This is a genomic window from Pandoraea sp. NE5 (genome assembly GCF_024363545.1).
Lineage (GTDB): Bacteria > Pseudomonadota > Gammaproteobacteria > Burkholderiales > Burkholderiaceae > Pandoraea > Pandoraea cepalis.
In genome coordinates this window covers 270936-289866 of the sequence record NZ_AP025517.1, presented here as the reverse complement: position 1 = coordinate 289866, position 18931 = coordinate 270936, and the positions used below count along the sequence as shown (strand labels likewise).

Here is an 18931-nt window from a genome sequence, read left to right as displayed (position 1 = left end):
GGACGTCAGCGGCGTAATCCACATTTATGTCCGACCTGCAAACCTCGACTAACGAATCATTCGCGGCACTCTTCGAAGAGTCGCTCTCCCGTCAAGACATGCGTGCTGGTGAAGTCATCAGCGCAGAAGTCGTTCGGGTTGACCACAACTTTGTGGTCGTCAACGCCGGGCTCAAGTCCGAAGCGTACATCCCTATCGAAGAATTCCTGAATGATCAGGGCGAGGTCGAAGTTCAGGCCGGCGATTTTGTTTCCGTGGCGATCGACGCCCTGGAAAACGGCTACGGCGACACCGTGCTGTCGCGCGACAAGGCCAAGCGTCTGGCCTCGTGGCTGCAACTGGAAAAGGCCCTCGAATCGGGCGAGCTCGTGACCGGCACGATTACCGGCAAGGTCAAGGGCGGCCTGACCGTCATGGTCAACGGCATCCGCGCATTCCTGCCGGGCTCGCTGGTGGACACGCGTCCGGTCAAGGACACGACCCCGTACGAAGGCAAGACCCTCGAATTCCGTGTGATCAAGCTCGATCGCAAGCGCAACAACGTTGTGCTCTCGCGTCGTGCCGTGATCGAAGCCACCCAGGGTGAAGAGCGCGCCAAGCTGCTCGAGACGCTCAAGGAAGGCGCGATCGTCAAGGGCGTGGTCAAGAACATCACCGACTACGGCGCATTCGTCGACCTCGGCGGTATCGACGGCCTGCTGCACATCACCGACATCGCCTGGCGTCGTGTGCGTCACCCGAGCGAAGTGCTGTCGGTTGGCCAGGAAGTCACCGCCAAGATCCTCAAGTTCGATCAAGAGAAGGGCCGTGTCTCGCTGGGCGTCAAGCAACTCGGCGACGATCCGTGGGAAGGCATTGCTCGCCGCTACCCGCAAGGCACCCGCCTGTTCGGCAAGGTCACCAACATTACCGACTACGGCGCATTCGTCGAAGTGGAATCGGGCATCGAAGGCCTGGTTCACGTGTCGGAAATGGACTGGACCAACAAGAACGTTGCACCGACCAAGGTTGTCCAGCTGGGCGACGAAGTCGAAGTCATGGTGCTCGAGATCGACGAAGACCGTCGTCGTATCAGCCTGGGCATGAAGCAGTGCAAGGCGAACCCGTGGGACGACTTCTCGCGCAACTTCAAGAAGGGCGACAAGATCAAGGGCGGCATCAAGTCGATCACCGACTTCGGCGTGTTCATTGGTCTGCCGGGCGGCATCGATGGCCTGGTTCACCTGTCGGACCTGTCGTGGAGCGAAACCGGCGAAGACGCCGTGCGCAAGTACAAGAAGGGCGACGAAGTCGAAGCCGTGGTTCTGGGCATCGACGTCGAGAAGGAACGCATCTCGTTGGGCATCAAGCAGCTCGAAGGCGATCCGTTCAACTCGTTCGTGGCCATTCACGACAAGGGCTCGATCGTTGACGGTACCATCAAGGCGGTCGACCCGAAGGGTGCCGTCGTGTCGCTGGGTGAAGACGTCGAAGGTTACCTGCGCGCTTCGGAAATTTCGCACGACCGTGTGGAAGATGCCCGCAACGTGCTCAAGGAAGGTGAAGCCGTCAATGCAATGATCGTCAACATCGATCGCAAGTCGCGCAACATCAACCTGTCGATCAAGGCGAAGGATTCGGCTGAACAGCAAGAAGCGATCAGCAAGATGTCGTCGGATAGCTCGGCAGCGAGCGGCACCACGAATCTGGGTGCCCTGCTCAAAGCCAAGCTGGACAGCCAGAATCAGTAAGGTCCAAGGCCTATGACCAAGTCTGAATTGGTCAACCAGTTGGCGGCGCGGTTTCCCCAGTTGGTGCTCAAGGATGCCGATTTCGCGGTGAAGACCATTCTCGATGCGATGGCAGACGCGCTTGCGCGCGGTCATCGAATCGAGATCCGCGGTTTCGGTAGCTTCGGGCTCAACCGTCGGCCACCGCGTGTCGGCCGCAATCCGAAGTCGGGTGAGAAAGTGATGGTGCCGGAGAAATTCGTGCCGCACTTCAAGCCCGGCAAGGAGTTGCGAGAGCGGGTTGATCACAAGGCGTCGGACCAATAAGGCCCTTTGGGATCTACTACGCGAGAAAAGCGCCTTCGGGCGCTTTTTTTGCATTTGGCGGCAAGACGTGCGGGCCACTGACGCCAACGTGAAGCTTGCTGCAGTAACGGCGCCTGACGGAGCACATCCGGTACAATACGGCCACGTGCCGGCCCGGGTGCGTCGGCGGCATCGACGCCGTGGCCCGTGGCCGCTCAAGTCGCAAAACATACGGCAACCCTGCCGCAGGAGCCTTTCGGCATGAAGCTGATTGTTTGGATCGTTCGTCTCATCGTGTTTGTGGTGTTGCTGTGTCTCGCGCTCGCCAACACGGGCGAAGTCACGTTGAACCTTTTCCTGGGGCATACGTGGACGGCACCGCTCATCATGATCGGCCTGGCGTTTTTCGTGGTCGGTGGCGTCATCGGCGTGCTCGCGACATTGCCGAGCCTGATGCGTCAGCGCCTGGAGCTACGCCGCACGCGGCGCGATCTGGCCCGTGCACAACGCGACCCCGAGGCGGGGGATCAACCGCCGATGCTACCGCCGGTCTAATTCGGGCGACACGGCGCGCGACGCTCGCCCTCTTCATCGACTGTTTCAACGACAACACGCATTCATGGAATTCGAGGTCTGGTGGCTATTGGCCATCCCCGTGATTTTTGGCTGCGGCTGGGTGGCCGCACGCCTGGATCTGCGCAGCTTGCTCTCCGAGAGCCGTAATCTGCCGGCGTCCTACTTTCGCGGTCTGAACTTCCTGCTCAACGAGCAGCCCGACAAGGCGATCGATGCCTTCATCGAAGTCGCCAAGCTTGATCCCGAGACCACCGAGCTGCACTTCGCGCTGGGTAGTCTGTTCCGTCGTCGCGGCGAGACGGAGCGCGCCATTCGTGTGCACCAGAACCTGCTCTCGCGCCATGACCTGCCGTCAGCCGATCATGAGCACGCGCTCTACGAACTCGGCCACGATTTTCTCAAGGCGGGGTTGCTAGACCGTGCCGAAGAGGCGTTCGGCCGACTGCACACTGGGGCTTATGCCAAGGCAGCGCAACATGCAAAGCTCACGATCTATCAGATCGAGAAGGAATGGCATAAGGCGCTGACCGAGGCCGAGGCGCTGAGTGACCTCGACCCTGCCGTGTCGTACCGCAAGGAGATCGCGCAGTTCCACTGCGAGCTGGCGCAGGAAGCGCTGCAACGCAAGGACGCCGACGCCGTTACGCAAGCGCTGGACGCTGCGCTCGCGGTCAATCCCGCCAACGTGCGTGCGCCGCTGCTGCGCGGCGACATGCTGCTCGCTGCGGGCGACGCCGAAGGCGCGTTGCGCGTGCTTCGCACCATCGAGCAGCAGAATCCGGTGTACCTCGGCCTGGCGGCCAAGCGCCTGATGCGGGCGTATGAGGCATTGGGCCGGGCGAAAGAAGGGCTCGCCGTGCTGAGCGATGGGCTGCGCAAGAATCCGTCGGACGATCTGCTGGAGATCGTCTACGAGCAGTCGATTGCCCTCGAAGGCCCGGAAGCGGCGCTCAAGCTCATGCGCGAACAGATGCACCGCGCGCCGAGCGCGCCCGGCATGGTGCGCCTGCTCGAAGCCCATGCCGCCACGGCGCACGGCGACACGCAGTCGGACCTGCAACTCATGGGCAAGCTCATCACGCAGCGTACCAAGTCGTTGCCCCGGTATGTCTGCGACCAGTGCGGCTTCCGAGCGCGATTGTTTTATTGGCAATGCCCCGGCTGTAACGGCTGGGAGACCTATACGCCGCGACGTGTCGACGTGCCGGCGGCCTCCTAATTTTTCTCAACTCGCAAATTATGAAGATCACTATCATCGGCTCCGGATACGTCGGCCTCGTCACTGGGGCGTGCCTGGCGGACGTCGGCAACGACGTGTTCTGCCTCGACGTCGATCCGCGCAAGATCGAAATCCTGAACAACGGCGGCGTGCCGATTCACGAACCCGGCCTGCAGGAAGTCATCGCGCGCAATCGCGCCGCTGGCCGCCTTCAATTTTCGACCGATGTCGAAGCCTCGGTCGCCCATGGCGACGTTCAGTTCATCGCGGTGGGCACGCCCCCGGACGAAGATGGCTCGGCCGACCTTCAATATGTCGTGGCCGCGGCGCGCAACATCGGCCGCTACGCCAAGAGCTTCAAGGTCATCGTCGATAAATCGACCGTGCCGGTCGGTACGGCCGACAAGGTGCGTGCTGCGGTGGCTGACGAACTCGGCAAGCGTGGCGAAAACGTGTCGTTCTCCGTCGTTTCGAACCCCGAATTCCTGAAGGAAGGGGCGGCCGTTGACGATTTCATGCGCCCGGATCGTATCGTGATCGGTGTGGACGGCGACACCGACGGCCAGCAGGCGCGCGCGATGATGAAGCGCCTGTATTCACCGTTCAACCGCAACCACGAGCGCACCCTGTACATGGACGTGCGCTCGGCGGAATTTACCAAGTACGCGGCAAACGCCATGCTCGCCACGCGCATCTCGTTTATGAACGAGATGGCCAATCTGGCCGATCGCGTCGGCGTGGATATCGAAGACGTGCGCAAGGGCATTGGTTCGGACCCGCGTATCGGCTACCACTTCCTGTACTCCGGCTGCGGCTACGGTGGCTCGTGCTTCCCGAAGGACGTCCAGGCGCTCGTGCGCACCGCCGAGGACTATGGCCTGCCGTTGCGCATTCTCAACGCAGTGGAAGCCGTCAATGAAACGCAAAAGGCCGTGCTGATCGACAAGATTGTCAACCGCCTCGGCGACGATCTGTCGAACAAGACGTTCGCCTTGTGGGGGCTGGCGTTCAAGCCGAATACCGACGACATGCGCGAAGCCCCGAGCCGCCGCGTCATCGCCGAGCTGGTGCGTCGTGGCGCCCGGGTGCGCGCTTACGATCCGGTGGCGCTCGACGAAGCGCGCCGCGTGGTCGCGCTCGACTTTGCAGACGATGCCGAGGCGCACGCCCGCATCGAATTCTGTGCGACGCAGAACGACACGCTGACGGGCGCCGACGCGCTCGTCATCGTCACGGAATGGAAGGCGTTCCGCAGCCCGGACTTCGCGCGGGTGAAGGCGGCGCTTTCGCTGCCGCTGATTTTCGACGGCCGGAATCTGTACGAACCGGACGCCATGAAGGAGCTGGGCATCGAGTACCACGGCATCGGCCGTGGGTTGCACGAGTCGGCCTGAGTCACGAGGAGCGTCAGATGACTTTGACGGCAACTTCGCTCACGCGCACGGTGCAGGCACCCGGCGTGCCCACCGTGCCTCGCGCGGCGTTCGGTCGCGCGCGCGTGCTGATCGTCGGCGACGTGATGCTCGATCGCTACTGGTTCGGCGACGTCAATCGCATTTCCCCGGAAGCGCCGGTGCCGGTGGTGCACGTCAAGCGCAACGAAGAACGGCTGGGCGGTGCGGCGAACGTGGCGCTCAACGCCGCGTCGCTGGGGGCGCAGGCCGGGCTGCTTTGCGTGCTGGGGGAAGACGAACCGGGCGAGCGCGTCGTCGACCTGCTCGACGAGAGCGGTGTGACGGCCTTTGTGACCCGCGACGCCGATCTGGCGACGACGATCAAGCTGCGCATCGTGTCGCGTCAGCAGCAATTGCTGCGCATCGATTTCGAGAACCAGCCGGCCCGGGAAGTGCTGCTGGCGGTGCTTGATCAGTATCGTCAACTGCTCGACAGCTACGACGTCGTGCTGCTCTCGGATTACGCCAAGGGCGGCCTGACGCATGTGCAGCCGATGATCGAAGCGGCGCGCGCCGCAGGCAAAATGGTACTCGTGGACCCGAAGGGCAGTGATTACGAGCGATATCGCGGCGCCAGCATCCTGACGCCGAACCGCTCTGAATTGCAGCAAGTCGTGGGCGAATGGCGCTCGGAAGACGACCTGACAGCCCGCGCGCAGACGCTGCGTGAGTCGCTTGATCTCGAGGCGCTGTTGCTCACGCGTTCGGAAGAAGGCATGACGCTCTTCACCGCGAGCGGCGCGCTGCACGTGCCGGCGCAGGCACGCGAAGTGTATGATGTTTCAGGCGCGGGCGACACTGTGATCGCAACGCTCGCCGCATCGCTTTCTGCGGGTCTGCCGCTCGCGCAGGCCGTTGTGCTCGCCAATCGCGCGGGCAGTATTGTCGTCGGCAAGCTGGGTACGGCGACTGTGGACTACACCGAACTCTTTTCCGAACTGACATGACCATCATCGTGACCGGTGCCGCGGGATTCATTGGCGCCAACCTCGTCAAAGCCCTCAACGAGCGCGGCGAAACCAACATCGTGGCAGTCGACAACCTCACGCGCGCCGACAAGTTCCGCAACCTGGTCGACTGTGAGATCAGCGATTACCTCGACAAGACCGACTTCGTCGCGCGCTTCCAGCGTCGTGAATTCGGCCGTGTGCGCGCGATTTTCCACGAAGGCGCCTGCTCCGACACCATGGAGACCGACGGCCGCTACATGATGGAGAACAACTTCCGTTATACGCGTGCGTTGTTCGAAGCGTGCCAGGCGCAGACCGTGCCGTTCCTCTACGCCTCGTCTGCGGCGACGTACGGTGCGTCGGAAACGTTTGTGGAAGCACGGGAATTCGAGAAACCGCTCAACGTCTACGGTTACTCGAAGTTTCTGTTCGACCAGATCGTGCGTCGGGCGATGCGCGAGGCCGGCGGCAAGCTTCCGAGTCAGGTGGCCGGTTTTCGCTACTTCAACGTCTATGGCGCGCGTGAGGCGCACAAGGGGCGTATGGCCTCGGTCGCGTTCCACAACTTCAACGAATTCCGCGCCAATGGTCGGGTGAAGCTCTTCGGTGAATACAACGGCTACGCTGCCGGTACGCAAAGCCGCGACTTTGTGTCGGTGGAAGACGTGGTGAAGGTGAACCTGCACTTTTTCGACCATCCTGAGCGAAGCGGCATCTTCAACCTCGGCACGGGCCGTGCCCAGCCGTTCAACGATATCGCCGTTGCCGTGATCAACACGCTTCGCGCCGAAGCGGGGGAGTCGGCGCTGTCGCTCGACGAACTGGTCAAGCAGGGACTCGTGGAGTACATCCCGTTCCCCGACGCGCTGCGCGGCAAGTACCAATGCTTTACGCAGGCGAACATTGATCATCTTCGTCAATCGGGTGGTTATCAGCAGCCTTTCTACACGGTGGGTGAGGGCGTCTCGCGGTACGTGCGCTGGTTGCTCGCGCAGTAAATGGCGAGTCACAGCGCAAGACGGACGGGGAGCCCACTGGCTCCCCGTTTTGTTTGATGTTGTGGGCGTGCGATGTCATCCGTAGCCGTTCCTGGACGTTAAGCCATAATCGGGGTGTCGAGGATGTCCACGATATCCGCGATATCGGCCCGAGTGACTTCATAAGGAACAGATCATGCTTCGCAAGTTCTTGCTGGCGGTTGTTGCCTTTTTCACCCTGTGCGGCCTGGCCATGGCTGCCGTCGACATCAATACCGCCGACCAGGCGCAGCTCGAATCGCTCAAGGGCATTGGGCCGGTCAAATCCAAAGCCATCGTCGACGAGCGTAACGCCCACGGCCCTTACAAGGATGCGGCGGACGTTGCCAAACGCGTCAAGGGGCTGGGCGCCAAGTCCGTGACCACGCTTCAGTCCGAAGGCATGACGATCAACGGGCAGGGTGGGGCCGCGGCGCCTGCGGCACCGGCCAAACCGATGCCGCCTGCCGCGCAAACGCCTGTGGCACCTGCGACGACCGCCAAGCCCATGACGCCGGCGGCGCCTGTCCCATCGACGACGACTCAAAAGACGCCTGTGCCGACGCCTGCCGCCGGTTCGACGATGAAGCCTGCGGCGCCAGGTGCGGCGACTATGTCGGCCAAGCGCTCGACGCCGGCTCCGGTGGCGGCATCGGCCGCAGGCGCATCGGACGCGAAGGCGACCCGGTCGAAGAAGTCGAAGGATGCCAAGGCGGCCAAGGCGGGCGCGGCCCCTGCCGCGGCATCGGCGCCGGCGGCCGCGCCCGCCGCAGCCCCGGCAAAGCCCTCCAAATCCAAGAAGGCCAAGGCTCCGTCGGCGGCTAGCGCACCGAAGCTCTGACGCCCCGACGGGCGGCCGGGCATCGCCATTGCGATGTCCGGCCGAAATCCCTCCCCTGAGCGCGGACATGGCCGGTGGATTAGAATGTTCCGATTCCCGACCGAAACAGCTTAGCGCAATGGCCTACAAGACTATCGAAGACACCATCGGCAATACGCCGCTGGTACAACTGATGCGTTTGCCCGACGACGAAATCCGTCGCCGCAACAACGTGATTCTCGGCAAGCTCGAGGGCAACAACCCGGCGGGGTCGGTGAAAGACCGTCCGGCGCTGTCGATGATCAAGCACGCCGAATTGCGCGGCCGCATCAAGCCCGGCGATACGCTGATTGAAGCCACGTCCGGCAATACCGGCATTGCGCTGGCGATGGCTGCGGCCGTTCGCGGCTACAAGATGGTCCTCGTCATGCCGGAAGATCTCTCCATCGAGCGCCGTCAGAGCATGGGTGCGTATGGCGCTGAGATCATCCTGACACCAGTCAAGGGGGGCATGGAATACGCCCGCGATCTCGCCGAGCAGATGCAGCGCGACGGACGCGGCATCATCCTCGACCAGTTCGCCAACCCGGACAACCCGCTCGCGCACTACGAGAGCACCGGTCCGGAGATCTGGCGCGATACCGAAGGGCGCGTCACCCACTTTGTCTCCGCAATGGGTACGACGGGCACGATCATGGGCGTATCGCAGTATCTGAAAGAGCAGAGCGACGCGGTGCAGATCATCGGCGCCGAACCCGCCGAAGGCTCGCGCATCCCGGGCATTCGAAAGTGGCCGGAAGCCTACCTGCCGAAGATCTTCGATCGGGCACGTGTGGATCGCACCATCCCCGTGACGCAGGCGGAAGCGGAAATCATGGCGCGCCGTCTTGCGGCGGAAGAGGGAATTTTCTGCGGCATCTCAGCTGCGGGCGCCTGCCAGATTGCATTGAATCTGGCGCATGAAGTCGAGAATGCCACGATCGTGTTCGTGGTGTGCGATCGCGGCGATCGTTATTTGTCGACCGGGGTGTTCCCGGCGTAATGCGCCGCGGTGCCGGTCACGCGCACGTGACGGGATGCCTCGCATCATGAACAACGGGACCCAGTGGGTCCCGTTTTGCAAGGCGAGTGCGGCTCGGCATCCTGTCTTACGGAGCGCGCGCTGCCTTGATCGCGTCGGCAAGATCGTACACCGACATCGCGTAGAAGAAGCTACGGTTGTAACGCGTGAGCACGTAGAAGTTCGTCAGACCCATGCGGTATTCGGTGGCTTGTCCCGGCGTAGGCAGATCGACGATGAGCACCGGCGTGTCGAGCGATGCCCCGACATCGAGCCGCGGCTCGTTCATCAGCATGCCTGCCTTGATGAAGTCGCCGAGCTTCCAATGCGGCTCAGGTTGCCCGTCTGCCCCGGCTTCGGCCAACCCCTGACTGCCGCGATCCCCGGCGATATTCCAGACGACCGGTTGTTTCGCCTGCCAGCCGTGCTGCTTGAGAAAATTGGCGACGCTGCCGATGGCGTCGGCCACATCGTTCGTGAGGTTGATCTTGCCGTCGCCGGTGTAATCGACGGCGTAGTTGCGGATCGATGACGGCATGAACTGCGGAATGCCGATGGCGCCTGCGTACGAACCGTAGATGCCGAACGGATCGACCCCGCGCTCGCGCGCGTAGAGCAACAGGTTTTCCAGCTCGTTGCGAAACAGCGCCATGCGCTCCGACCGGTTGCGGGCGGGCGGATAGTCGAACGCCAGCGTGGTGAGCGCATCGATGGTGCGGAAGTTGCCCATGTTGCGCCCGTAAATGGTCTCGACGCCGATGATCGCGACGATGATCTCCTCGGGCACCCCATATTGTTTCGCCGCGCGCGCGAGTGCCGCCGCATTCTGGTTCCAGAAACGCACGCCGCCGTTGATGCGCGTGTTATCGAGAAAATTCCGCTCGTACCGTGTCCAGTTCTTCTGGCCGGGCGTGGCGGGCGGTGCCGCCAGACGCGCCGCCGTCTGCGAGAACACCACGCGCGAGAAGACATTTTGCAGCTCGGCGCGATCGAATCCGTCGCGCGCCACGAGGTCGTTGATGAACGCGTCGACCTCGGGGTTCGCCGCATAGCGTTGCGGTACGACCTCTTCCTCGAATTCCGCCTTTGCGATCGGCTTGGCGCGTGTTTGCGCGTGCACGCCGGCAGACGTCAGCGCGAACGTGCCGACGCAAAGCGCCACGCCGAACGCCTGCGCGAGCCGCAACAGTGGCGAGAGGGAGGGGGTGTCGGCACGTTTGCGCAGGGCAGCCGCGCGAGGGCGGTCAGTGTCCGGTCGATGGGGCGGGCGCGTGTGCGCCGGCGAGAGCGAATCGTACATCCGTACCGGTGATGTCATGCTGTCTGTCAGGCCTGTATGAAGTCCGAAGGCAACGCAGCCACCTTGGCCGCCGTCGCGTTAGTCGCGTTGACGCGTTCGTCAGGGCGTGCGTCAGTGATCCGAGACGCGCCGATAACGAGAGCATCAACCATTCATGCCGGTTCCCGCCGTCCCGAAATTCAGGTGAACGGCCCTTGCCGGCTGACACGGGTCTGCTGGGAGACTGCTTGGCAGTATAACCGAGTGCACCTGTGATACCTTAAGGCCTGAGCACTGTCCGTGACAGGACTCATGGGGGATGCCGGCCATCGGCAAGCGAGCGGCAGTGTAGTGCGGCATCGCATGCCACGCGCTCCGCCCGGCCGCTACCGGACGCGAGGCGCACGGCACGGCGGGCGTCCCCCACCCGTCCCACCATAACGATTCGAAGCGATAGGCGACACACCGAATGGCTACCGGGTTTTATACGCACCCCGATTGCATCCGTCACGAAATGGGCGAGTGGCATCCGGAATGTCCCGAACGGCTGCGTGCCATCGAGGACCAATTGATCGCAGGACGCATCGACGGCCTGCTCGAGCGCCGTGAAGCCCCAGCCGCCGACGAGGCCAGCCTGCGGCTCGTGCACACGCAGGATCACATCGACTTCATTCGCGACAACATCCCCGAGTCCGGCTATTTCCCGATCGATCCCGACACGTTGCTCAACCCGTACTCGTGGCGTGCGGCCACGCGTGCGGCCGGTGCGGCGATTGCGGCGACCGATGCCGTGCTGCGCGGCGAGCTCGACAACGCGTTTTGCAGCGTTCGCCCGCCGGGCCATCACGCCACGCCTACGCGCGCCATGGGTTTTTGTCTGTTCAATAACGTGGCGATCGCTGCGGCGCACGCGCTCGAAGTGCACGGACTCTCGCGGGTGGCGATCGTCGACTTCGACGTGCATCACGGCAACGGAACGGAAGCCGCGTTCGGCAACGATGAACGCGTGCTGATGTGCGGCATTTTTCAGCACCCTTTCTACCCGTTTTCGGGCGCGGTCGATCCGGCACCGAACATGCTCAACATTCCGATCGCCGCGCGTACCTCGGGCATGCAGGTCCGTGAGGCGATCGACTACGGCTGGCTGGGTCAACTCGACGCGTTCCGTCCGGAGATGATCTTCTTCTCGGCGGGCTTCGACGCGCACCGCGAAGATGACCTCGGCAATCTCGGTCTGACCGAGGCGGACTTCGCGTGGATCACCGAACGCGTGAAAGCGGTGGCGGATCGTCATGCGAAGGGGCGCATTGTGAGCTGCCTGGAGGGCGGCTACAACCTTTCGGCGCTCGGACGCAGTGTCGTGGCGCACCTGAAAGTGCTCGCCGACGTTTGATAATTCGCGCTTGACGACTGTGCGATGCCGCGCGAAACGACGCGGTACGGGAGAGAGACCATGACCGCATCCGAAGCGACGACAGCGACGCCTGAGCCGCTTGTTCTCGTCACACGAGGTGAAGGCGAGCTGGCCGGTGTGGTCACGCTGACGCTGAATCGCCCGCGTCAATTCAACGCCCTCTCGATAGCGATGCTCGACGCGCTGCAACGTGCGCTCGACGACACGCAGCGCGATGCCAGCGCGCGCGTGGTTGTGCTGGCGGCCGCCGGTCCGGCGTTCTGTGCCGGACACGATCTCAAGGAAATGCGCGCCGAACCGTCGCTCGACAGCTACCGCGCGCTGTTCAATCAATGCACGCGTGTGATGCTGACGATGCAGCGCATGCCGCAGCCGGTCATTGCCCGCGTGCATGGCATTGCAACGGCGGCGGGATGTCAACTGGTTGCGATGTGCGATCTGGCGGTGGCGACGTCGGCGGCGCGCTTCGCTGTCTCCGGCATCAACGTCGGCCTTTTCTGCGCGACGCCGGGTGTGGCCCTCTCGCGCAATCTCTCGCGCAAGCAGGCGATGGAGATGCTGCTCACGGGCGATTTCATCGACGCGCAGACGGCCCGCGAGCGCGGTCTCGTCAATCGTGTGGTGGCAATGGAGCGGCTTGACGCGGAAGTGGCGGCGCTATGCCGTTCGATCCTGGCGAAGCCCGCCGCGGCGGTGGCAGCGGGCAAGGGGTTGTTCTACCGGCAGGTCGAGACCGGCATCGAGGCCGCTTATCAGATGGCCGGGCAGACGATGGCCTGCAACATGATGGACGAATGTGCGCTGGAAGGGGTGCAAGCGTTCATCGAGAAGCGCGCCCCCGACTGGGCGAAGCGGCCCGACTGACGGGGACGGCGGCCCGAAGCGCCCGATGCGTTTTGGGCGCCGAACGTGCTTATCGAATCGTTTCGCGGTTCTCGCGCCTTACCACTGCTTTTCCAGCACGAGCGGCCCGGGCATCGCCGTACGGCTCACGGCGTATCCCTTGTCGGTGAACCAGGCGCGCAGCGCCTTGATCATGTCCGGATTGCCGCAAACCATGATGCGCGACGTGGCCGGGTCGAGCGTCGCCCCCATCGCCTTCTCCAGCTCGCCTGACGCCAGCAGCGACGTCACACGTCCGTTCAGCGCGCCTGGCGCTTGCTCGCGCGTCACGCACGCGGCGTAATTCAGTTTATCGACCAGCGACGGATCGACGTCGGGGTGCGAGAAATGCTTCAGCTCGTCGTAATAGGCGAGGTCGTGCGCCCATCGCACGCTGTGCACGACGAAGAGGCGTTTGAAGCGGTGCCATACCGCGGGGTCGCGCAGGATCGACACAAAGGGTGCCAGACCAGTACCGGTGGCGAGCAGCCAGAGGTCTTCGCCGCCGGTGAATCGGTCGAGCGTCAGGAAGCCATAGGCGGTGTGATCGACGAAGAGCGTGTCGCCGACCTTGAGTTGCGCCAGACGGGGCGTGAGTTTCCCCTCGGGAATCGTGATCAGGTAGAACTCCAATGTATCTTCATTGGGCGAGTTCACCAATGAATAGGGGCGCCAGATCATCTCGCCGCTTTCGCTGTCGTCGTCGGGAAGTCCGAGCCGCACGAACTGTCCCGCTGTAAATTGCAGGCCGGGCGGTCGCGTGGTCTTGATACTGAAGATCGTCGGCGTCCAGAAATGCATGCCGGTGACCGTTTGCGGCGAGTATTTCGTCTGCGCTTGCATGCCGGAGGCTCCTCGCAGTTCCACACGTCTTCAGTGTAGCGCGCAGCAGGGCAGCGCGTGACGAGACCCTGCTCGCGTGCGGGGTTCCGGGCGTGTGTCGGGTGCTTGGCCCACGCCAATGCTCAGACGCTGTCGTGTGCCCCGACGGTCGGTTGCGTCGGCTGCGCCACTGGCGTCTCGGGCAGGTGTTGCATCAGCCACTGTGTCAGTTCGTCGATGACCTTTTCGCGATCGAGATCGTTGAGCGTTTCGTGAAAGTGCCCGGGATAGAGGCGCAGTGTCTTGTCCTGCGAGCCCGCGTTGCCGTGGAATTGCTCGCTTGCCCATGGGGCGGTGAGTCGGTCGGCGGTGCCGTGGAAGACGTACAGCGGCAGACGTAGCGCGTCGGCGTTGGCGTGAATGCGCGCCATCGCGTCGAGCAGCTCGGCGGCGGTGCGCGCCGGCGTGCCGCGATAGGCGTTGAGTGGATCTTGCTTCGCGGCGGCCACCACGGCCTTGTCGCGCGCGATCATGGCAGGATCGATCTTGAAGACGGGCACCTTGGGCAGCCAGCGCGACACCCAGCGCCCGGCTTTCACCATCCATGGGGCGACGGGCTCACCGGGCGCGAGCGCCGGGCTGCTCAGCATCAGCGCGCGCACGTTCGCCGGTGCCCGAGTGATGGTGTACAAGGCTGCGATGGCGCCCCCCATGCTGTGGCCGAGCAGGAACAACGGTGCCGGACCGAACTGGGTGCGCACATGCGTGAGGAAGATTTCAGTGTCGTCGAGGTACTCGTCGAAATGCTTCACAAAGACGCGCGCGCCGCCCGAGCGGCCGTGCCCGCGAAGGTCGTAAGTGACGGTGGCGAGGCCTTGCGCGGCGAAGTGCTCCGCCAGGCGTGCGTAACGCCCGCCGTGCTCGCCCATCCCGTGGATGATGGCCACCACCGCGCGCAAGCGCGCGCCCCCGGTATCGGGCGTCCAGCAATGGACGTGCAGTGAAAGGCCGTCGCTCGCGTGCAGGCGCGATTCGGAATACGTAGTCATGTCTCCTCCTGACGCGTTGGCCGAGTGGCCGTCACGCGTGCGATGGCACAGCGATTATCGGGTGCGCCATTCGATCATAGGCGCCTGAGCGGCGGGGTGATTTCTCTAGAGGAAATGCACCACACGGGGACTGGCTGCCCGTCGAGATTTCCATAAAAATAGCACGATCGTTCGGGGTTAATCGGTTGCGTGACAGCGCGTACCGGTCGCGTTATGGCGTCGCTGACTTGCGGATTGTGCATTTGCGGCAAATCAGACGGGCATCACGAATTAACGCCACAAAATGCATTGAATCGACAACAAATGCGTCATTCGCTGTGTGGTTATAATGACAGCGGATTGACGTTAACGTAACTTTGGAGCGAGTTCATGAAGATCCTGGTACCGGTCAAACGGGTAGTGGATTACAACGTAAAAGTTCGCGTGAAGAGCGACGGCAGTGGCGTCGACATCGCGAACGTGAAGATGTCGATGAATCCGTTCGACGAAATCGCGGTGGAGGAGGCGGTGCGCCTGAAGGAAGCGGGCGTGGCGACCGAAGTGATCGCGGTGTCGGCGGGCGTGGCGCAAGCGCAGGAGACGCTGCGCACGGCGCTGGCGATCGGCGCGGACCGCGCGATCCTGATCGAGTCGGACGACGAGCTGCAACCGTTGGCGGTGGCCAAGTTGCTCAAGGCTGTCGTGGACAAGGAACAGCCGCAACTGGTGATCCTGGGCAAGCAGGCCATCGACGACGACTCCAATCAAACCGGACAGATGCTCGCGGCGCTGGCGAAGCTGCCGCAGGCGACGTTCGCCTCGAAGGTGACGGTGGCGGACAACCGTGCGCAAGTCACGCGCGAAGTGGATGGCGGTCTGGAGACGGTGTCGCTGTCGCTGCCGGCGGTGATCACGACGGACCTGCGCCTGAACGAGCCGCGTTACGTGACGCTGCCCAACATCATGAAGGCGAAGAAGAAGCCGCTGGAGACGGTCAAGCCGGCGGATCTGGGGGTGGACGTGAGCCCGCGCCTGAAGACGCTCAAGGTGGTGGAGCCGCCCAAGCGCAGCGCGGGGGTGAAGGTGGCGGACGTGGCAGCGCTCGTCGAGAAGCTGAAGCTTGAGGCCAAGGTCATCTAAGGGGAGACGACGAGATGAGCATTCTTGTAATTGCCGAACACGACAATCAATCGATCAAGGCTGCGACCCTGAACACGGTGGCCGCCGCGCTGCAATGCGGCGACGACGTGCATGTGCTGGTCGCGGGCAACAACGCGAAGGCCGCGGCTGACGCGGCCGCGCAGATCGCCGGCGTGAAGAAGGTGCTGCTGGCCGACGCGCCGTACTTCGGTGACGGCCTGGCCGAGAACATCGCCGACGAGGTGGTGTCGATCGCAGGCGCGTACTCGCACATCCTGGCGCCGGCCACGGCGTACGGCAAGAACATCGCGCCGCGCGTGGCGGCACTGCTGGACGTTGCGCAGATTTCGGACATCACGAAGGTCGACAGTGCCGACACGTTCGAGCGTCCGATTTACGCGGGCAACGCGATTGCGACGGTGCAAAGCGCGGACAAGGTGAAGGTGATCACGGTGCGCTCGACGGGGTTCGATCCGGTCGCGGCAAGCGGTGGCAGCGCAGCGGTGGAAGCCGTGGCGGCGACGCCGGACGCGGGCGTGTCGCAGTTCGTGGGTCGTGAAGTGACGAAGCTGGACCGTCCGGAACTCACGAGCGCGAAGATCATCGTCTCGGGCGGCCGGGGCCTGGGCAGCGGGGAGAACTACACGAAGGTGCTCGAGCCGCTGGCGGACAAGCTGGGCGCGGCACTGGGCGCGTCGCGCGCGGCGGTCGATGCCGGTTACGTGCCCAACGACTATCAGGTCGGTCAGACGGGCAAGATCGTGGCGCCGCAGTTGTATGTGGCGGTGGGCATTTCGGGCGCGATCCAGCACTTGGCGGGGATGAAGGATTCGAAGGTGATCGTGGCGATCAACAAGGATCCGGAAGCGCCGATCTTCTCGGTGGCGGATTACGGTCTGGTGGGCGATCTGTTCACGGTGGTGCCGGAGCTGACGGGCGCGCTGTAAGCGAGTTCGGAGGTGAGGCTGCGGGATCGTCTCCCGCAGCCGATCCGCATGAGGAGGCTGGCCTGCGACGGTGTGGCGTCTTCATGCGAATCGGTCGAACAAAAACATAAAAACATCCCAAGCATCTCGGCATTCGCCGTCATCCGCAGGCAATCGGAATTCGTTGGAGGAACGACATGAGTTATCAGGCCCCGATCAAGGACATGCAGTTCGTGATGAACGAACTGGCGGATCTGACGAGCATCTCGGCGCTGCCGGGCTATGAGGACGCCTCGCCCGAACTCGCGCAGGCGGTGCTCGAGGAGGCGGCGCGCTTCAATCAGGAAGTGCTCGCCCCGCTGAACGTCATTGGCGACCAGCAGCCGAGCACGTGGAAGGATGGCGTCGTCACGACCACGCCGGGCTTCAAGGAGGCGTTTCGTCAGTTCTCCGAGGCGGGCTGGCAGGGGGTCGTGCATCCGCAGGCGTTTGGCGGGCAGGGGCTGCCGAAGCTGGTGGCCACGCCGTGCACGGAAATGCTCAATGCCGCGAACCTGTCGTTCGCGCTGTGTCCGTTGCTGACCGACGGCGCTGTCGAGGCGTTGCTCACCGCGGGCACTGATGCACAACGCGCGCTCTACGTCCCGAAACTGCTTTCGGGCGAGTGGACCGGCACGATGAACCTGACCGAGCCGCAAGCGGGTTCCGATCTCGCGATGGTGCGCACGCGCGCCGAACGCGAGGCCGACGGGACGTATCGCATCTTCGGCACGAAGATTTTCATTACGTTCGGCGAACACGACATGGCCGAGAACATCGTGCATCTCGTGCTCGCACGCACCCCCGATGCGCCCGCCGGCGTGAAGGGCATTTCACTGTTCATCGTCCCGAAGTTCAACGTCGACGCCGAGGGCAATCTCGGGGCGCGCAACGATGTGCATTGTGTGTCGATCGAGCACAAACTCGGCATCAAGGCCAGCCCGACGGCGGTGCTGCAGTTCGGCGACAACGGCGGGGCAACGGGCTACCTGGTCGGCGAGGAGAATCGCGGCCTCGAATACATGTTCATTATGATGAACGCCGCGCGCTTCGCGGTCGGCATGCAAGGTGTGGCTATCGCCGAGCGTGCGTATCAGCATGCCGTGGCGTACGCCCGCGATCGTTTGCAAAGCCGTCCGGTCGATGGCTCGTCGCGTGACGCCGTAGCCATCATTCATCACCCGGACGTCAAGCGCATGCTAATGACGATGCGTGCGCTGACCGAAGGCGCGCGTGCGCTCGCTTACGTGGCGGCAGCGCACGCCGATATCGGTCACCACGCAGCAGACGCGGCCGAACGCAAACGTGCACAGGCCGTCTATGAATTTCTCGTGCCGATCGTCAAGGGCTGGAGCACCGAGATGTCGCTGGAGGTGACGAGCCTCGGCGTGCAGGTGCACGGCGGCATGGGCTTTATCGAGGAAACGGGCGCGGCGCAGTACTACCGCGACGCGCGCATCCTGCCGATCTACGAAGGCACGACGGCGATTCAGGCGAACGATCTGATCGGCCGCAAGACGCTGCGCGACGGCGGTGCCGTGGCCCGCGCCCTGTGCGAGCAGATCAGGGTGACGGAAAACGAACTGCGTGCGATGGGCGGCGTGGGGCCGGGCGTGGCAGACCGTCTGGCGAAGGGGCGCGAAGCGCTCTCGATCGCCGTCGACTATGTGCTCGCGAACACGCAGGACAATGCGAATGCAGTGTTTGCAGGCAGCGTGCCGTACCTGACGCTTGCCGGTATCGTGCTGGGGGGATGGCAGATGGGCCGCGCGTTGCTGGCCGCACAGTCGTTGCGCGATCAGGACCCGTCGTTCTACGATGCCAAGATCGGTACCGCGCGCTTCTTCGCGGATCACTTTCTCACGCGAGCGCCGGGTCTTGCCCTGACGATTACCGAAGGCGCGGCGTCGGCCCTGTCGTTGAGCGAAGCACAGTTCTGATCGGCCTGTCACGCTGGTGTGACGCGATCGATGGGAAGGCGGCCTACGGGCCGCTTTTTTTTGTGCGAGTGCAGCGGATGGACGCGACACAACGGACACAACGGACGAAAAAAAACGGCACTGCCTGCGCAGTGCCGTGTATTGGGTCCCCGCCTCAGCCGCTAAGCCGGCATCCTGAACCGTGAGGTTCAAGGTGGTCGCGGTTAGTAACGCTTCGGGTTCATCAGACAGAGTGACGATCACACCAGCACTACAAACTTCCGCAACCTGCAACAGATCATTGGTTCAAGGAATCTATGACTTTCGCGAACCAGGCAGGGAAAACTAACTTTTTGAATCGAGCGGCAGCCA

The 18931-nt window shown here is 63.3% G+C and carries 17 protein-coding genes and 1 other RNA gene; 14 read left to right on the top strand and 4 right to left on the bottom strand.

What is annotated here, in order from left to right; all coding sequences use genetic code 11:
- The first annotated feature begins 26 nt into the window (after positions 1 to 26).
- From rpsA to cysM, 9 genes are all read left to right on the top strand, one after another.
- Complete coding sequence (rpsA, locus tag PanNE5_RS01210) at positions 27 to 1730, top strand: 30S ribosomal protein S1 (RefSeq protein WP_017232088.1); 1704 nt, start codon at positions 27 to 29, stop codon at positions 1728 to 1730.
- A gap of 12 nt (positions 1731 to 1742) precedes the next feature.
- The gene (locus PanNE5_RS01205; protein WP_017232087.1) at positions 1743 to 2036 is read left to right on the top strand and encodes an integration host factor subunit beta; all 294 of its coding nucleotides are present in this window, start codon (positions 1743 to 1745) and stop codon (positions 2034 to 2036) included.
- 240 nt (positions 2037 to 2276) lie between these two features.
- A complete protein-coding gene (locus PanNE5_RS01200) occupies positions 2277 to 2570 on the top strand; it encodes a lipopolysaccharide assembly LapA domain-containing protein (protein ID WP_017232086.1) in 294 nt (97 codons plus the stop codon).
- 64 nt (positions 2571 to 2634) lie between these two features.
- Positions 2635 to 3810 (top strand): lipopolysaccharide assembly protein LapB, encoded by a 1176-nt coding sequence (gene lapB, locus PanNE5_RS01195; RefSeq protein ID WP_017232085.1) that lies wholly within the window; start codon positions 2635 to 2637, stop codon positions 3808 to 3810.
- 20 nt (positions 3811 to 3830) lie between these two features.
- Complete coding sequence (locus tag PanNE5_RS01190; protein WP_261939036.1) at positions 3831 to 5204, top strand: UDP-glucose dehydrogenase family protein; 1374 nt, start codon at positions 3831 to 3833, stop codon at positions 5202 to 5204.
- A 17-nt stretch (positions 5205 to 5221) separates the two neighbouring features.
- The gene (gene rfaE1 / locus PanNE5_RS01185; protein ID WP_017232083.1) at positions 5222 to 6211 is read left to right on the top strand and encodes a D-glycero-beta-D-manno-heptose-7-phosphate kinase; all 990 of its coding nucleotides are present in this window, start codon (positions 5222 to 5224) and stop codon (positions 6209 to 6211) included.
- Positions 6208 to 7212: an ADP-glyceromanno-heptose 6-epimerase gene (gene rfaD / locus PanNE5_RS01180; RefSeq protein ID WP_261939035.1), complete on the top strand. Its 1005-nt coding sequence runs from the start codon at positions 6208 to 6210 to the stop codon at positions 7210 to 7212. Before rfaE1 ends, rfaD begins: the two co-directional genes overlap by 4 nt.
- Positions 7213 to 7387: 175 nt before the next feature.
- Complete coding sequence (locus tag PanNE5_RS01175) at positions 7388 to 8071, top strand: ComEA family DNA-binding protein (RefSeq protein WP_261939034.1); 684 nt, start codon at positions 7388 to 7390, stop codon at positions 8069 to 8071.
- A gap of 118 nt (positions 8072 to 8189) precedes the next feature.
- On the top strand, positions 8190 to 9092 hold the full coding sequence (cysM, locus tag PanNE5_RS01170) for a cysteine synthase CysM (RefSeq protein ID WP_017232004.1): 903 nt from the start codon (positions 8190 to 8192) through the stop codon (positions 9090 to 9092).
- A 106-nt stretch (positions 9093 to 9198) separates the two neighbouring features.
- On the opposite strand, the gene mltB is transcribed toward cysM, so the two are convergent.
- Complete coding sequence (mltB, locus tag PanNE5_RS01165) at positions 9199 to 10428, bottom strand: lytic murein transglycosylase B (RefSeq protein WP_261939033.1); 1230 nt, start codon at positions 10426 to 10428, stop codon at positions 9199 to 9201.
- Positions 10429 to 10858: 430 nt separating this feature from the next.
- On the opposite strand from mltB, the gene PanNE5_RS01160 reads away from it, so the two are divergent.
- Both PanNE5_RS01160 and PanNE5_RS01155 read left to right on the top strand, forming a co-directional pair.
- Complete coding sequence (locus PanNE5_RS01160; RefSeq protein ID WP_017232007.1) at positions 10859 to 11782, top strand: histone deacetylase family protein; 924 nt, start codon at positions 10859 to 10861, stop codon at positions 11780 to 11782.
- A 60-nt stretch (positions 11783 to 11842) separates the two neighbouring features.
- On the top strand, positions 11843 to 12667 hold the full coding sequence (locus tag PanNE5_RS01155) for an enoyl-CoA hydratase (protein ID WP_261939032.1): 825 nt from the start codon (positions 11843 to 11845) through the stop codon (positions 12665 to 12667).
- A 78-nt stretch (positions 12668 to 12745) separates the two neighbouring features.
- On the opposite strand, the gene PanNE5_RS01150 is transcribed toward PanNE5_RS01155, so the two are convergent.
- Positions 12746 to 13528, bottom strand: coding sequence for a ferredoxin--NADP reductase (locus PanNE5_RS01150; RefSeq protein WP_150563131.1), 783 nt, complete (start codon positions 13526 to 13528; stop codon positions 12746 to 12748).
- Positions 13529 to 13650: 122 nt separating this feature from the next.
- A complete protein-coding gene (locus PanNE5_RS01145) occupies positions 13651 to 14556 on the bottom strand; it encodes an alpha/beta hydrolase (RefSeq protein ID WP_150563130.1) in 906 nt (301 codons plus the stop codon).
- A 369-nt stretch (positions 14557 to 14925) separates the two neighbouring features.
- On the opposite strand from PanNE5_RS01145, the gene PanNE5_RS01140 reads away from it, so the two are divergent.
- From PanNE5_RS01140 to PanNE5_RS01130, 3 genes are all read left to right on the top strand, one after another.
- Positions 14926 to 15675, top strand: a complete 750-nt coding sequence (locus tag PanNE5_RS01140; protein WP_261939031.1) for an electron transfer flavoprotein subunit beta/FixA family protein — start codon at positions 14926 to 14928, stop codon at positions 15673 to 15675.
- Positions 15676 to 15689: 14 nt separating this feature from the next.
- Positions 15690 to 16622: an electron transfer flavoprotein subunit alpha/FixB family protein gene (locus PanNE5_RS01135; protein ID WP_261939030.1), complete on the top strand. Its 933-nt coding sequence runs from the start codon at positions 15690 to 15692 to the stop codon at positions 16620 to 16622.
- A gap of 176 nt (positions 16623 to 16798) precedes the next feature.
- The gene (locus PanNE5_RS01130; RefSeq protein WP_261939029.1) at positions 16799 to 18580 is read left to right on the top strand and encodes an acyl-CoA dehydrogenase; all 1782 of its coding nucleotides are present in this window, start codon (positions 16799 to 16801) and stop codon (positions 18578 to 18580) included.
- Between the two features lie 142 nt (positions 18581 to 18722).
- Here PanNE5_RS01130 and ssrS read toward each other — a convergent pair.
- Positions 18723 to 18904, bottom strand: a non-coding RNA gene (gene ssrS, locus PanNE5_RS01125) — 6S RNA.
- Positions 18905 to 18931 lie beyond the last annotated feature (27 nt).